The organism is Aquabacter albus (assembly GCF_040049275.1).
In the GTDB taxonomy this organism is placed as follows: domain Bacteria; phylum Pseudomonadota; class Alphaproteobacteria; order Rhizobiales; family Xanthobacteraceae; genus Aquabacter.
The window spans coordinates 1-14979 of record NZ_JBDZDT010000017.1; the positions used below are offsets into that span (position 1 = coordinate 1).

Sequence of the window (14979 nt, forward strand, 5' to 3'; positions counted from 1 at the left end):
ACTACATCGAGCGCTTCTACAATCGCCGACGCAGGCACTCGACGCTAGGCTATCTGAGCCCGATCGAGTTCGAGGAGCGAGCTAAATTAGCTTAACCTGGTGTCCACAAAACCGGCGGCAGGCCAAAATGCCTCCTCTGCCCGGAAATCATCGAAGGTCTCCATGATGTCGTCCGCAACGAACGGCACCGTGCTGCGGCTCCGCACGAACTCCTGATAGCCCGCCACCCTGAGGGCCAGGTAGAGTTGGAAGCGTGTTCCTTTCGAGAGTTCATCGGCAGCCTTTGACCCGCCGGTCGAGGAGAGTGCGATGAGCGTCTCGCCATCCTTTCCAGGTTGAGCGGCAAGGCCCCTATAAGCACCGCGGCTGATGGTGCTGAAGGCTGCGGACGCACGCTGCATCATCGAGCTGCGGTGATGCTCGCGATAACTGGCGAGTGCGCGCTCCGTCGCGGCGATGCCGGCGCGCAACTGAAGATAGCGCACCGCGCCGTCCTCGATCTCCAGCAGGGTCGTTCGCCGGCGCTCTTCGATCTCAGCGACCTTCGCGTCGCCGCCGATCGCCTCGACCTTGTCGGCCGCCGCCGAGCGGGCGGCGAAAAGCTCCTGGCACCGCTGGTCCTGATCCTCGAACCGGGCTTTCAGCTCGATCAGCTCGGCATCGAGAGCCGCCCTGTCCAGCCCATCGAGCGCAGCCTCGGCATCGGCGAGGCTGGAGGCCCGCATGGCATCGAGAATCTCCTGCTCGACCTCGTCAGCGGCTGCCTTGCCGCGCCCTCGCGCGCCGAGACGTCGCGCTCCCTCTCTCTCTCAGCTCCGCCCGAAGGCGCTGGAACTCGGCCTCGCGGTCAAGCGCCGCCTGCGCGGTCGCGAGAAGGGCATCGAAGCCTCCGACTGCCTCATGGGGTACGCCCGCCCGGTCGAGCGCGATGCGGATGCGGTCCTGCGCTGCTGCGGCATCCGTCTGCACAGCCCGAAGATCACGATCCGCGCTTCGGGCCGCCTCCCGCGCTTCCAGCGCCTTGTCCCGGCGCCCGAGCCACGTATCAGTTGATGCAGAACGATTGATAGATGTTAGCTTCTTATATTTACCGTCACCCCCCAAAGTGCGAAACGACGAGACTGACGAATTACGCATTAAGTCTTTGCACATCTCGCGCTTGTCGTTGAAGCGGCTATTTAGTTTGGGATTATTATACCAATATTCTGCTATATTGATAACTACGGCCTCTCTGGTCCCGTTTATAATTGCATCTCCTTTGATTTCAAAATTATCTGCGACCCGAAATTTTCTGATGTCGAATATACATTTTTCGTTTGCGTTATGAAATATATGCCTTTCAAGTCGCAAAGCATTTCTTTAATATCTTCTTTGTATTCACCATATATACGCTCGTGAGTAAATTGATGATATTTTGATACGCGAGCATTAAATATCTTCATCACGAAACACCTGAGCTCAATGCGGGAATATCCATGTGCCCGCTTTGGTGAAAGTGTGCGCAACGCGCATTAATTCACATGAGCCTTGCCTGAAACTTGTGATAGATCCACCCGTCGACATGCATACTCACGCGTGCGCCTAGAGGCGCCTAGTTACAACGCGCTGGCGCTCTTGAGGCAGAAACCCGTTTTTTGAAGGTGGAGGGCATCGAACCTGCGACGGTGCTTTCAGCACATCCCGATCGGGCACCGAAGCTCCTCCGCCAGCTGTCGCTGTTTCAGCGACGGGCCACCCGCCGAGAGGAGTTTCGCTTCGTCTCGATTGCTCCATGACACGCGAACATCTCGGTTGGCGGGACTACCCCCAGCGAAGCGAGGGAATTGATAACTCAATACTTTGGTTTCTGGGGTCGAGGTCCAAAGACCATCTGCGCGAGGTCATATTCGCCGGCGCCGTCGTCAGGGACAATATCAAACCGGACTGTCGGAGACAGGGCCGCATGTTTGGACACCAATGCCTGAAGCCGGCCGTGGTTCGCGAACAAAATCTGTAGCCAAACCGCGCCACGAAGCGGTTAACTCTACAGACCTGCGCCCGCGAACTCCAAAGCGACGCGGGCTGCCTTGGAGGCCGAAGCTCGGAGCGAAGGCCACAGCCGCCATTCTGAGCTGATACCCCGTGTGGCTGTCGTCGTGTCCGTCGGTGTATCCTGCCGACCTGAGCACGCCTAAACGACGAGAGACCGCCCTTCCGGGCAACGCGCCATCGGCAATGTGCGGAATGCCACCCGAGCATCGGAGGGGGAGATGCAGTCGATCCATGTGTTCGAGCTGATGATTGCGGTGCTGATCGCAACCATCGCGCTCCACTACCTCGCGGCACGTCTGAAGCTGCCGCCCGCCGTGGCGCTGCTGGCGGGTGGAACGGTCCTCGCATTCCTGCCGGGCATCCCCACCATCACGCTCGATCCCGAATTGGTGCTTGTCATCTTCCTGCCGCCGCTCCTGATGGACGGAGCCTGGTTCATCGCACTTGGTCCGTTGCGCCGGCACATGATCGGCATTACGGCGCTCGCGGTCGGCGCCGTGCTGTTCACGACGATCGTCGTCGCCGTGGTCACCCATGCGCTGATGCCGTCTTTGCCCTGGGCGGCCTGCGCTGCGCTGGGCGCCATCGTCTCGCCGCCCGATGCCGTCTCGGCGCGGGCCGTGCTAAGCCAGCTCAAGCTGCCGCGGCGGCTTTCGATCCTGCTCGAGGGCGAGAGCCTGCTCAACGATGCGACCGGCCTGGTGCTGTTCCGCTTCGCGATCGCCGCAGGCGTGACGGGCGCATTCAGCGCAACCGAGGCGCTGCAGAGCTTCTTCGTCCTCGCCATCGGCGGCGCTTTTATTGGCGTCATTGTGAGCGCGATCTGGGTCGTGCTCGTCCGGCGGCTCGGCGACGACTATCTGATCATCGCAGCCTCGGTGCTCTCGCCCTGGGCGGCCTATCTCCTCGCGGAGAGCATCCATGTCTCGGGCGTCATCGCCACCGTGGTGACCGGGCTCGTCTGTGGATGGTACCAGCACGTGCTCTTCCCGGCCTCGGTCAGGATGCGGGGCACGTCCTTCTGGACGGTGATGGTCTTCCTGATGGAGGCGCTCGTCTTCATGCTGATCGGCCTCTCGCTGCGGGGCGTGATCGAGCGGGTCGGCGGCTTCAACGTGGTGCTCGCCGAGATGGCCGTGCCGATCCTCGTCATCCTCCTCGCCCTGACAGCCGCGCGCTTTGTCTGGGTTTTCGGCTCAGATGCGATCATCGCCATGGCCCGCGCCATTGGCGTTCGCCGCTGCACGCCGCTCGGCCCGCGCTGTGCCACGGTGCTCTCTTGGGCAGGCATGCGCGGTGTGGTGACGCTCGCCGTGGCGCTCAGCGTGCCGGAGGATTTTCCCGGCCGGGACTTCATGCTCGTGACGGCCTTTGCGGTGATCCTCGGCACGGTCCTTATTCAAGGAACGACGCTCGGCAGCCTCATCCGATGGGCGGATCTGAAGGAGCCTGCCACCGACCGGGCCCGCCTCACCATGGGCCAGGCCGAGGCGGCGATGGCGCGCGCGCAGGCGACGCTGGTCGAGACGCGCGCCCATGATGCGGACGGCAAGCTGATCCACCCCATACTGCTCGAACGCTACCAGCGAAAGGCGGCCCACATGGCGGACTATGCCGGACGTGAGGTCGACTATGGGCCGACACTTCATGCGCATTTCGATCTCGTGCTGGAAGCGGTCGCCGCCGGGCGGGCCGAACTGCTGCGGCTCCACCGCAGCGGCGAGATCGACGAGGAGACGCTTCAGGAACTCGAGCGGGACCTCGATCTTGAGGAGCTCGGCGCGCTGTCTGCAAAGACGTGAAATCCACCGCGGCCGGTTGGATCAATGTATGGGACGCGGGAAGCGCACAACCCCGTCCTCACTTCATCCGTCCCAGCCGACGTTCACATGCGGGACCGACCACTGTACAACGGCCATCGGCTCAAGCACCGGCGGGCCGAGGAACGGAGCCGACAGGCAGTAAAGGCCCGCATGCGTGGACACCCAGATCAGGTTCCGGTCCCATTCGATGAAGACCGCTTCCGTCGTGCCGCGGCGCCAGCTCATATAGTCGCCGATATCGCCGTCCCGTGGGGGAACGAAGTAGGCAACCTCCTTCGGCTCCGTCGGGTCCGAAATGTCGAAGAGGCGGAGCCCTGCATTGAGATACGACAGGGCGACAACGTCCGGGCGCGCTTTTCCAGGCGCAATCCAGTGCTGCATCACGCGGGAGCTGAAGCGCCCGCGCGCCATCGCAAAATCCTTATAAGGCGCATCGGGATGCGGCATCGGGCGCGGAAACAGTCCGATGATCCGCGGTTTGGCCGGATCCTTCACGTCGATGACGTAGCTCGTGTGGAACGGCTCGCGGCAGTCGGCTTCAAGGGATTCAGGAATTCCGATGACGAGATTCTGAAGCTGCGGATAGCGCACCGGATCGGCATTCACAGGCACGACATGATGATAGGGAATGCCGCCGATGGCCTCGAGCGGGTGGGTCACCTTGCCATAGATCTTAGGGTTACGAATGTCAGACAAGTCGTGGACATACATCCCGAAATGTCCCCAGCCGCCATACCCCACAGTGCCACCGTCTTCGACCCTGACTGGGACGATGCAAGGCGTCCGGTTGCAGGTCCATGAGGATTGATCGCCGGCGAACGGATACGTCGTGCGATAAAGGTCTTCCTCGTCGAGCCTCTGGCCGGGAACCCACCATCTCGACACTTCCTTCACCTTCGCGGGGTCGGACATGTCGACGATCATCAAGGCGTTGCTGTAGACGCGCTCCGTGCTTTCCATGCGCAGCTGGTCGTCCCAGCCGCACGCCAGATAGGCGTATTGGCCACCGTCATAGAACGGCAAGTGGACGCCATGGCCGGTCCTGCCGGTCTCGAATTCGTTGAGCAGTTCGGGCTTTTCGGGATTTGTCACATCGTAGGTCTTGATGCCGCGGAAGCCGGAATCCTCGATCGACTTCTTCGCATAGTCCGCGTGATACTTGCCGCGCGGATATTCCTGCGTCCCCGGCGTCAGCGGCATCTGATGGGAAACGACGCGGATCCACTTCTTGAGTTTATTGTTGTAGACGCAGCTTTGGAACGTGGCGAGGCCGCTTTCACTGATCACCGTCGCATTCTTAGGCTCCGTGATGTCCACCCAGCCGCCCTGCATGGCGATCAGGCGGCGCGCGCCCTTCGCCCACATGCAGGAATGCTCATCCCCGAAGATCGAAAACTTGATCGACGGGAAATAGGAGATGATCTCCATGTTGGAGATGTACTGATTGCGGTCGAGATAATTCAAAGCGCCGGCCGGCAGTCGAAAAGGCACCGTACCGCCCCCCTCCATGACACCGACGACCCTCTCAGCATCGGCGGCAGATTTCGAAGCGGTTGTGCGATCGTCATTCTGTGCCATTGCGGATCCCTTCGAGGCGATCGAGCCAATGCGACGCTAAAGCTGTCGCCAGGGCTGCGATGGGTGAGAAAGCTGTGGGGAAAACAGATGTTTACTCGGCGCACGTCTTGAGACGCTAGCAGGTTTTCTCGCTCGTTCAAGCCGCTTGATCTTTGATCAAGTCGCTTGATTTTTGGGCAGCCGACCTGACGTCTGGAGCTATCGCAGATCGCCTTTGGCCGTGCTCTCGCCCGCAGCGGAACGGATCAGTTCTGGCCTAGATTGACGGCGTCTCGTTGAGCACATCCGAGATCGGGATCAGGAGTGGAATCGCGCGCCCGACAGATCGACCTAGGGAATGGCCGGCTCACGGCAGAGGGCCTCGATATAGGGGTTCGCCTCCCCGAGCGGGCCGATCGGTGCCAGCGGGACCGACGGCATGGCCGAGAAGCGATAGGGCGACCGGAACAGCGGCCATGTGCGCCCGTCCGGCCCCGTGAACATGGCGACCGCACCATCGCCGACGACGCCGGGATCGGCGGCGATCTCGGCGAGCGTGCGCACGGCGGCGGCTGAAATACCTTGCGCGTCCAGCGCCGCAATCACGGCATCGCGGGACAAGCCTTTTGCGCGCGCGTCCAACGCGCCGAGCGCGGTGGCCGGCCGGTCGGCGACCACGAAGCCGTCCGCGCATTCCAGCATGGAATAAGCCGGGCGCGGCGCGCCGTTCCAGGCGGTCTGCGTGAGCCATACGGCGATGTCCTGCATGGCGAGGTCGATCGCCATCCCGGATCCCGTGCGCCGGCGTTGCTCCAGCCCGGCGAGAACCGCGAACAGGCCGGCGATGCCACCGGTCACGTCGGCGGCGGATATGCCGAGCTTCACCGGCACGTCTTTGGCCCAGGTCACGTCCATCAGGCCGGACATGGCCTGGACCACCGTGTCGAAGGCGGGGCGGCCCGGATAGGCGGACGACTGGCCGAAACCAGATATGGCGCAATAGACGAGACGGGGATTGAGCGTCTGGAGTGTCTGTTCGTCGAAGCCGAGGCGCGCCAGCGAGCCCGGCTTGAGATTTTCCAGCAGCACGTCCGCCCGCGCGACCAGGCGGCCGAACGCGTCGCGGCCCTGGTCTGTTCGCAGGTCCAGCAAGCAGCTGCGCTTGTTGGCGTTGTTCATGGTGAAGAAATAGCCCTGCCCGTCCTGGTGCGGGGGCCAGGCGCGCGAGGCCTCACCACCGGGCGGCTCAATCTTGATGACCTCTGCGCCCAGCAGCGCGAGTTGCTTCGCCGCGAGCGGCGCCGTGGTGTACTGGCCGATCTCGATCACCAGCATGCCAGCGAGCGGCAAGCCCGGACGCCCATCTGTCGAGCTGCGGGGGGCCGGCGCGCTTTCCGGCCGGTCCGGTGGAAAGGCGGTCTTCGCGAACGACAGGGGCAGCGGCCGGTCGCCGCCGGAAATGGATCCGCGATGCGCGAGGTTGGCGTCCTCCTTGAGCCCGTCGAGGGTGAGGATGGGACCAGCCGCAAGGCCCGCGCCGCCCAGCGCCGCGATGCAGTCCCGGACGCTCAGCGTGCGGGTCCAGGCCTCGACCTCGGCGTCCACGGCATCGCACTGTGCGACGCGGTCCGCGAGCTTCTCGAAGGCGCCCCGACCTAGTTCCTCCCGGCCCATGAGTGCGCACAGCCGCACCCAGTGCTCATCGGTGGCGGAGCATAGAAGGATCCAGCCGTCGCGCGCCCGATAGCTGTTCCACGGGACCGCCATGGGATGCCGGTTCCCCGAGCGCTTCGGGGATTTTCCGGCGAACACCAGCGGCAGGAAAGAAGACAGACCGTTCAGGCCGCAATCCAGCGCCGAGAGCCCGACGGCCTGCCCCATTCCCGTTTCGGCCCGCTGACGCCATGCGGCGAGGATGCCTGCCGCCGCGAAGATGCCGGTTTGAAGCTCGATGACCGGGGCTTCGCAAATGGTCGGCGGGCTGTCCTTCGTGCCGGTGATGTCCGCGATGCCGGTCGCGGCCTGGAGCAGCGCCTCGCTCCACGCACCATGCGCTGGATCGCCGGAGACGGTGATGTCGCAGGCGATCACGTCGGGCCGAAGCTCCGGCAAGCGGGCTTCATCACGGCGGTCAGAGGAGAACAGGATGATGTTCGCGTCTGCAAGCGCGGCCGCCCTGGCCTCGGGCGTGTCGCCGACGAAGGCCTTGAAGCGGGCGAACGGGTCCTCGGGATCCATGCGTCCCGCCACGATCACCCGCGCGCCCACCTGTGCCAGAAGGCTGCCACAGGCGCGGACCGCATCCCGCCGCCCCCATTCCAGCACGACCAGATCGGAGAAGGGCGTCGTCAGCGTCATCTCGCGCAGGCCCGCTGGAGCGCCTCGACGCTGTCGGCGCGGGCAAGGGCGTATACCTCGTCGACCATGCGGTCGAACGCGGTCTCGCCAAGGCGCTCGCCAACGAGGGCTTTCGCCTTGAAGCGCAGAGCTTCGGCCGTCATGGGGTTCTCCGGCGTGCCGATGCTGTCGAGGATGCGCTCGGACCGCGTGCTGCCATCGGCGAAGGTGATTTCAACCTCGGTGCCGAAATGACTGGGATAGGACGCTTCAAGGTCCGCGTCGGTCTCGACCCGGACACGGTCGGCCCAGGCGAGGATGCCTGGATCCTCCAGATTCTGCGGCTCGAACGCGTCGAAGCGGTCGGGACCGAAGGCCATGGCCGCGCCTACCGTGAAGGGCAGGCTGTATTGGGCCGCCATCGGGGTGCGCGGGCGCGTCACCACATGCTGCTCGGCCAGCTTCTGCGGCCCGCGCACCAGGATGCCAGTGATGTCGGCATTCTGGACTGCGAACCCGTCAGTGGCCGTGCGCAACCCATCGATCATGGAATGCAGCAGGCGGCAGCAGGCATAGGGCTTGATGGAGATGTCGTGGATGGACAGGCCGCGCGCGCCCATGCGCACCAGCTCCCACGGCATGGGATCGTGACCATAGAGGGTGAGGAAGCCGTACTTGCCATCGAGGCTGCGGAGCGGGGCGGAAATACCGGCTCCGATCATCTGCGCCGCGAGCAGTCCGTTGCGGGCGGCATAGCCGGCATGCAGGCGCTTCACCTCGGCGCCGGAGGTCTCCTGCGAGAACTGCATGGAGCCCGCCGAAAGCGACAGGCAATGCCCCCAGGCACCCGCCACCTGCTCCGGCGTGAAACCCAGCAGCTTGCCGGCGGTGACGGCGGCGCCGAACACGCCGAGCACGGCGGTGGGATGATAGCCGGCCGCGATCACCCGCTCGGCGCGCGCGGCGATCCCGATGCGCGCCATGGCCTCGTAGCCGGCGGCGATGGCGGCCAGCACCTGCGCACCCGACGCGCCGGTTTCCGACGCCACCGCCAGAGCCGAGGGGATCACCACCGCGCCGGGATGGCTCATGGAGGGGTCGTGGGTGTCGTCCAGCTCGAAGGAATGGCCGGCGGCCCCGTTCACGAAGGCGGCGACCTCGGAGGTTGCCGTGATATCGCCGGCGATGATGCGGGCCGGCCCGGTGCCACGATAGCGCTCGGCCCAGCCGTGCAGGGCCGCGATCCAGGGCCGCGCGGCCCCGCCATAGGCGACGCCGCAATAATCGAGCACCAGCAGTTCGAGCTGGGCGATGTCGGACGCGGACAGATCGGCCGGCGTCAGCGCGACCAGCTCGGCCGCGAGGGCGTGGGTGAAATCCGTGTCCTGCATGGTGCGATCCTGGGTCATGGCCGGCTCCTCATTCCGCCGCCTGGCGCTCGCGGAAGGGCTTGAGGAAGTCCCCCGCCCGCATGGACGGATGCGCGCGTTCGTACTGAGGCGGGAAATACACCTCCTCGCCGAAATGGGCCGCCGCATGCCAGGGCCAGCGCGGGTTGTAGAGCATGCCCCGGCCCAGGGCGACGAAGTCCGCCTGGCCATTCTTGAGGATGTCCTCGGCCTGCTGCGGCTGGGTGATGAGGCCCACCGCCATGGTGGGGAGGCCTGCCTCGCGGCGTATCTGTTCGGCGAACGGCACTTGGTAGCCGGGGCCGACCGGGATCTTCTGCGTCGCCGAGGCGCCGCCGCTGGAGGCGCAGATATAGTCGCAGCCGCGCGCCTTGAGCGCCTTGGCGAAGATAACCGTTTCCTGGGGAGTCCAGCCGCCCTCGTCCCAATCGGTGGCGGACACGCGCACGCCGAGCGGTTTGTGATCCGGCCACGCCGCGCGCACGGCGTCGAACACCTCCAGCGGGAAGCGCATGCGGTTTTCCAGACTGCCGCCGTATTGGTCGGTGCGGGCATTGGCGAACGGCGAGAGGAAGGAGTGCAGCAGGTAGCCGTGGGCGTTGTGGATCTCGATCACCTCGAAGCCCGCCGCATCGGCCCGCCGCGCGGCGGCGACGAACGCATCGCGCACCTCGGCAAGGCCCTCGTCATCCAGCGCCTGCGGCACCGGGCGGCCGGGATAGGCGACGTCGGAGGGGCTCGCCATGAGCCAGCCCCCCTCCCCGTCCTGCATGCCAAGCTGCTTCTCCCACGGCACCGTCACCGATCCCTTCCGGCCGGAATGGGCGAGCTGCATGCCGAGCTTCGCGCCGCCATTTCGGTGACAGAACGAGACCATCTCCTCCAGGCCCGCCACATGGTCGTCGGACCAGATGCCGAGGCAGCGTCCGCTGACCCGGCCCCGCGGTTCGACGGCGGTCGCCTCGGTGAAAACCAGGCCCGCCCCGGACAAGGAAAGGTGGCCGAGGTGCATGGTGTGCCAGCGGGTAGCAAAGCCGTTCTCATCGGCGGAATACTGGCCCATGGGCGAGACGACGATGCGGTTGTGGAACGTCACCGAACGCAAGCTGATGGGGGAGAAAAGCGTCGTCTTGGGCATTTCCTGCTCCTGCTTCGGAGTGCGGCCGTGACCTCTCAGACGGAGGCCTTCAGCAAGATGTCGGCGTTGGAAAGCGTATCGAGCGACCAGATCGCCGCGCGCAGCCGCTCGGCTTCGGCGGCACCGAGGACCGGCTCCGCGAGCGCACGGAACTTCTCCACCAGCGCGTCGTCGCTGAGCGGGTGGCGGGCCGAGCCGAGCGGTTCGTCGATATAGCGATGGTGGCGCGCGCCGGCCTTGGTGACGACGGTGACGTTTGCCGAGCGCAGGCGCGGGTATTCCGCCTCGCAGGCCGCGTCGACGCTGACTGTCACGCGTTCGGCGAGGTCCCCCAGAGCGGGGCTCGAGAGGTAGGCGTCGTCGAACTCGGCGATGCCGGCACGCCCCTCGCCGGCGGCGAGCGCGATGCAGAAGCGGTAGTTCATCTGGGCTGAGGGCATGTCCTCCCACCCGCCATGTGCGTGGCCTGCGGCGATGCCATAGGTGCCGACCTCGATGGCGGCGATGTCCTCCGGCCGGACGCCTTCCTCGCGGGCCACTGCGATCACCGCATCCATGCCGGGATGGAGGTGCCGGCAGCAGGCATAAGGCTTGATGTAGCAGCGCGCGACGTTGAAGCCCTCGCCCAATCCTTCCGTCAGCTTCTCCGGATCCACCGCGCCGCTATAGGCTTGCAGGAACCCGTCCTCGATCTCCAGCACCCCGGCGGGGCCGGTCATGCCGTTGCGCGCCAGCAGCGCCGCGAACAGGCCCTCGCGGGCGGCGAAGCCGGGATGCAGCCGCTTGATCTCGCCGCCGCCGTGCAGGAAGGCGAACAGGCCGGCCGCGGAACTCGCCGCGATGCCGAGCGCCTGCGCGGTCTGCGCCCCGTCGAGGCCGAGGATCGAGGCGGAGGCGACCGCGGCACCGAGGACGCCGGTAATCGGCGTATTGTGGAAGCCGCGCTTGCGCGAGGCGGGATGGGCGGTGGCGGCGACCCGCGTCACCACCTCGTAGCCGGCGGCGATGGCGGCAGCAATCCGTGTGCCGTCCACGTTGTTGCCCCACGCGGCAGCGAGCACCGCAGGGATCACTGGCGCGCCGGGATGCACCGAGCCGGCGCGGAAGCCGTCATCCAGCTCCAGGCCGTGGGCGCTGGCGCCCATGAGATAGGCTGCGGTGAGGCGCGACCAGCGCCCCTCGATGCCGGGCACCGGAATCTCGCCGCCGGTCTCCTGTTCGGCCAGCGTGCGGGCCGCGATCCGCGCCGGCAAGCCCCGCGTGCCGGCAATGGCCGCGCCGAGCGTGTCGAGCAAGTGCCGGCGCACCGCGTGGCGCGCGGCCTCATCGAGGGCATCGAACCGCAGATGGGCACAGAAATCGGCGAGACGCGCGGTGGGGCCACGCACGGGAGCTTCAGCCCGCATGGGTTTCTCCTTTGACCAGCAATGCGTCGAGCGCCACGACGCCCTGCCCCTCCGGGCGGATAAGGACGGGGTTGATCTCGGCCTCGGCGACATCCAGCAATGCGAGGCGCGAGAACGCCGCGACCGCCTGCGCCAGCGCGCCGAGATCGCCCTTCGGCAGGCCGCGATAGCCGCGCAGGGGCGCAAAGCCGCGCACTTCCGCGATCATCTCGCGCGCGGCGGCCTCGTCCACCGGCGCCACGCGCACGCTGATGTCGCGATAGATTTCCGTGAGCACGCCGCCGGCGCCGAGCGTCACCACCGCGCCCACCGAGGGATCGCGGCGGAAGCCGAGCAGGGCCTCGCCGATGCCGTGCAGCAGGGGCTGCACCTGGATGCCGGAGAGCCGGGCCCCGGGCGACGCGCGGGTGACGCTCTCCAGGATGCGTCGGCAGGCCGCCTTCAGCGCCTGGGGATCCTCGCAGCCCACCACCACGCCGCCCGCTTCGGTCTTGTGGGCGATATCCGGCGACAGGATCTTGGCGACCACAGGATAAGCGAGGGCATCGAGCGCGAGCGCGTCGATGGCGGCGATGTCGGCGGGAAGCACCTCCTCGCCCGCCACCGGAACGCCGAGTTGCGCGAACACCCGTCCGGCCGCAACGGCATCGAGCGTGTCGCCGGGCACCCCGCGCAATTCGGCGGCCGCGGCATGGGGCATGTCTTGCCCCGCCATATCGCGCGGCGCCTTCCAGTCGAAAAAGGCCCGCAGGGCGTCGGCGCAGGATTCCGGCGTACGGAACGCCGCAACGTGCGCCTCAGCGAGAAGGCTTAGCGAGGTCTCCGCATGGGGCGTGAGAAACACCGCCACGGGCTTGTCGGCGTTTTCCTGCGTGGCAGCCGTGATCGGCAGCACCGCGCGGTCCGGCCGGAACTGCGAGGACGAGCCGACCACCGACACCACGAGGTCGCAGTCCGGCGAGGCCATCAGCTCGCGCAGCACGGCACCATAGGTGCGTGGGTTGGTGCCGGCGAGGGTGAGGTCGATGAGCGGCGTGCGCGAGATGGCGATGCCCTGCCCGGCCAGCCGCTCCACCACCGCCTCCGAAGGCGGCACGATGGTGATGTCGTGGTGGGAGACGGCGTCGATGACCAGCGTGCCGCCGCCGCCGGTGGTGCTGACCACCGAGACGCGCCGACCACCGGCGGGGCGATGCCCCTTCACCAACGGGGCCACTTCGAGGAAGGCGTCGATTGTCTCCACCCGCACGATGCCGATATCGCGCAGGAAGGCATCCATGGCGGCGCCGCTCCCCACCAGGGCGCCGGTGTGGGACGCTGCGAGCTGCTCACCCACCTCCGAGCGGCCCACCCGGAACGCGATCACCGGCTTGCCTGCGGTGAACGCGCGACGGGCCATGGTGGCGAGACCATCCGCGTTGCGCACGGTTTCGAGGAACAGAAGGATGGCGTCGGTGCCGGGGTCGTCCACCAGCATGTCGCCCATCTCGGCGACGCCGAGATCGGCCTCGTTGCCCACCGAGATCATCTTGGCGAAGCCCAGGCCCCGCGCTTGTCCGCGTGAGAGCACCGCGCCGATCAGGCTGCCGCTCTGCGAGATCAGGCTCGTGCGGCCGGGCCGCAGCTCCGGCAGCGACAGGATCTCGTTGGCGGACAGCGCGACGCGGTCCGGCAGGTTAATGATGCCGAGCGAGTTGGGGCCGAGCAGGCGCAGCCCGCCATCCCGCGCCATGTCCACCAGCTCGTGCTGGCGCCGGCGCCCGCTCTCCCCGCTCTCGGCGAAGCCATTCGAGAGGATGGTGGCACAGCGCACCCCCGCCTTGCAGCAGTCCGACACCGCTTCGAACACCGCGTCCGTGGGCAGCATGATGAAAGCATGGTCCACCGGCCGGCCGACCTGGAAGATGTTCTTGAACGCCCGCTCGCCGAAAACGGAATCGCGGTTCGCGTTGATGGGGAAGATGTCGCCGCCATAGCCGTGCCGGCGCAGATACTGGTGCGGCAGCGAGGCGTGCTTGTTCTGGTCCCCGGAGGCGCCGACGAGGGCGATGCTGCGGGGCCGGAACAGGGCGTCGGCGATGGGCGCTTGCAGGCTCATACGGCCTCCTTGGAGACCGGCGCTTCGGCGGTTTTCAGCCGCTGCGGGAAGCTCTGGTCGAACACGTGCTCGGCGATGCGGTTGAGCAGGATCTCGATGGTGCCGCCGGCGATCATCCAGCCGCGGGTGCGGCGGAAGCAGTATTCCACCAGGGAATCCTGACTGTAGCCGGCCCCGCCCATGGCCTGCATGGCTTCGTTCGCCACGTTGAAGCCGGCGCGGTTGCAGGCGACCTTGGCGATCGCGGTCTCCTCGGCCGAGGGAAACCCCCGGTCCGCGCTCGCCGCCGCGCGGTAGAGCAGCAATTGCGCGGCATCGAGCTGGATCTTCATCTCGGAGAACTTCCACTGCATGCCCTGGAAGTCGGCGAGCGGACGGCCGAACTGGCGCCGGGTGAGGACGTGCTCGCGGGCGGTCTCGTAGGCATAGCGGCCGAGCGCGAGGGCGCGGGAGGAATTGCCGATCCGCTCCACGTTGAAGCCGGACATCTGCTTCTTGAAGCCACCCGGCCCCAGCAGCACGTTCTCCGGAGGGATGTAGACATTGTCGAAGAACAGCGGGTTCCACTCCTCGCGGGAGAGGAAGCGCACCTGGCCGCCGAAGGTGAAGCCCTCGGTGCCCCGCTCCACCAGAACCGAGCCGATATTGCCGACGCCCGGCCCGAAGCGGACATAGACCAGGAACACCGTGGCGTGGGTGCCGTGGGTGGTGAAGACCTTGCTGCCGTTGAGCCGGAAGCCCGCGCCGTCCGGCTTTACGGAGGTGGTCAGCTCGGTAACGGCGGAGCCGGCATTAGGCTCGGTCATGGCCACCGAAATCAGGCCGCGCCCTTCGAGCAGCGGCTTCAGGTAGCGCTCCTTCTGCTCCGGCGTGCCGTATTGCATCAGCACCCGTATGGCGCCGAAATTCCCCGCCTGCACCACGTCGGCCGAGCGCGGGCAGGATCGTGCGACCTCCTGGATGGCGATTACGGCATCCATGAGCGTCCCGCCGATGCCGCCGTTCTCCTCGCTCGTGGTGATGCCGAGCAGGCCCTGCTCGGCCATCATCTTCGCCACATCCCAGGGATAGTCGTCGCTGTGCGCGCGTTCCAGCGCTCCGGCGGCGAGATGCCGCTCGGCGAAGGCGCGGACGCTGTCGCGGAACAGGGATTGTTCTTCGGTGAGGTTGAAATCCATGG

General features: G+C 66.3%; 10 protein-coding genes and 1 pseudogene. 3 read left to right on the plus strand and 8 right to left on the minus strand.

The genetic code is table 11. The features are described from left to right. A pseudogene (locus ABLE91_RS27495) lies at positions 1–95 on the plus strand (IS3 family transposase); the annotation flags it as partial. On the opposite strand, the gene ABLE91_RS27500 reads toward ABLE91_RS27495, so the two are convergent. Then, a complete protein-coding gene (locus ABLE91_RS27500) occupies positions 87–725 on the minus strand; it encodes an ATP-binding protein (RefSeq protein ID WP_348935742.1) in 639 nt (212 codons plus the stop codon). The pseudogene ABLE91_RS27495 and the gene ABLE91_RS27500 overlap by 9 nt on opposite strands. On the opposite strand from ABLE91_RS27500, the gene ABLE91_RS27505 reads away from it, so the two are divergent. Both ABLE91_RS27505 and ABLE91_RS27510 read left to right on the plus strand, forming a co-directional pair. After that, on the plus strand, positions 724–1053 hold the full coding sequence (locus ABLE91_RS27505; protein ID WP_348935743.1) for a hypothetical protein: 330 nt from the start codon (positions 724–726) through the stop codon (positions 1051–1053). The two genes, ABLE91_RS27500 and ABLE91_RS27505, sit on opposite strands and share 2 nt — an antisense overlap. A gap of 1196 nt (positions 1054–2249) precedes the next feature. Then, positions 2250–3833: a Na+/H+ antiporter gene (locus ABLE91_RS27510; RefSeq protein WP_348935744.1), complete on the plus strand. Its 1584-nt coding sequence runs from the start codon at positions 2250–2252 to the stop codon at positions 3831–3833. Between the two features lie 63 nt (positions 3834–3896). On the opposite strand, the gene ABLE91_RS27515 is transcribed toward ABLE91_RS27510, so the two are convergent. The 7 genes from ABLE91_RS27515 to ABLE91_RS27545 all read right to left on the minus strand — a co-directional run bounded on the left by ABLE91_RS27515 (position 3897) and on the right by ABLE91_RS27545 (position 14977). Next, a complete protein-coding gene (locus ABLE91_RS27515) occupies positions 3897–5432 on the minus strand; it encodes an LVIVD repeat-containing protein (protein WP_348935745.1) in 1536 nt (511 codons plus the stop codon). 330 nt (positions 5433–5762) lie between these two features. Continuing rightward, complete coding sequence (locus ABLE91_RS27520; RefSeq protein WP_348935746.1) at positions 5763–7769, minus strand: CaiB/BaiF CoA-transferase family protein; 2007 nt, start codon at positions 7767–7769, stop codon at positions 5763–5765. Then, complete coding sequence (locus ABLE91_RS27525; RefSeq protein ID WP_348935747.1) at positions 7766–9157, minus strand: MmgE/PrpD family protein; 1392 nt, start codon at positions 9155–9157, stop codon at positions 7766–7768. Before ABLE91_RS27525 ends, ABLE91_RS27520 begins: the two co-directional genes overlap by 4 nt. A gap of 10 nt (positions 9158–9167) precedes the next feature. Next, positions 9168–10295, minus strand: a complete 1128-nt coding sequence (locus ABLE91_RS27530) for an NADH:flavin oxidoreductase/NADH oxidase (RefSeq protein WP_348935748.1) — start codon at positions 10293–10295, stop codon at positions 9168–9170. Between the two features lie 35 nt (positions 10296–10330). Further along, complete coding sequence (locus ABLE91_RS27535) at positions 10331–11701, minus strand: MmgE/PrpD family protein (protein ID WP_348935749.1); 1371 nt, start codon at positions 11699–11701, stop codon at positions 10331–10333. Then, entirely contained in the window at positions 11691–13799 is a 2109-nt protein-coding gene (locus ABLE91_RS27540; RefSeq protein ID WP_348935750.1) for an acetate--CoA ligase family protein, read from the minus strand. The genes ABLE91_RS27535 and ABLE91_RS27540 overlap by 11 nt, the downstream gene beginning before the upstream one ends. After that, positions 13796–14977 (minus strand): acyl-CoA dehydrogenase family protein, encoded by a 1182-nt coding sequence (locus ABLE91_RS27545; RefSeq protein WP_348935751.1) that lies wholly within the window; start codon positions 14975–14977, stop codon positions 13796–13798. The genes ABLE91_RS27540 and ABLE91_RS27545 overlap by 4 nt, the downstream gene beginning before the upstream one ends. Positions 14978–14979 lie beyond the last annotated feature (2 nt).

What these genes read in the sequence shown, in the direction of transcription:
- ABLE91_RS27515 (WP_348935745.1), bottom strand. Translation starts at nt 5,432, where the DNA reads ATGGCACAGAATGACGATCGCACAACCGCTTCGAAATCTGCCGCCGAT.
- ABLE91_RS27530 (WP_348935748.1), bottom strand. Translation starts at nt 10,295, where the DNA reads ATGCCCAAGACGACGCTTTTCTCCCCCATCAGCTTGCGTTCGGTGACG.
- ABLE91_RS27500 (WP_348935742.1), bottom strand. Translation starts at nt 725, where the DNA reads ATGCGGGCCTCCAGCCTCGCCGATGCCGAGGCTGCGCTCGATGGGCTG.
- ABLE91_RS27540 (WP_348935750.1), bottom strand. Translation starts at nt 13,799, where the DNA reads ATGAGCCTGCAAGCGCCCATCGCCGACGCCCTGTTCCGGCCCCGCAGC.
- ABLE91_RS27525 (WP_348935747.1), bottom strand. Translation starts at nt 9,157, where the DNA reads ATGACCCAGGATCGCACCATGCAGGACACGGATTTCACCCACGCCCTC.
- ABLE91_RS27510 (WP_348935744.1), top strand. Translation starts at nt 2,250, where the DNA reads ATGCAGTCGATCCATGTGTTCGAGCTGATGATTGCGGTGCTGATCGCA.
- ABLE91_RS27505 (WP_348935743.1), top strand. Translation starts at nt 724, where the DNA reads ATGGCATCGAGAATCTCCTGCTCGACCTCGTCAGCGGCTGCCTTGCCG.
- ABLE91_RS27545 (WP_348935751.1), bottom strand. Translation starts at nt 14,977, where the DNA reads ATGGATTTCAACCTCACCGAAGAACAATCCCTGTTCCGCGACAGCGTC.
- ABLE91_RS27520 (WP_348935746.1), bottom strand. Translation starts at nt 7,769, where the DNA reads ATGACGCTGACGACGCCCTTCTCCGATCTGGTCGTGCTGGAATGGGGG.
- ABLE91_RS27535 (WP_348935749.1), bottom strand. Translation starts at nt 11,701, where the DNA reads ATGCGGGCTGAAGCTCCCGTGCGTGGCCCCACCGCGCGTCTCGCCGAT.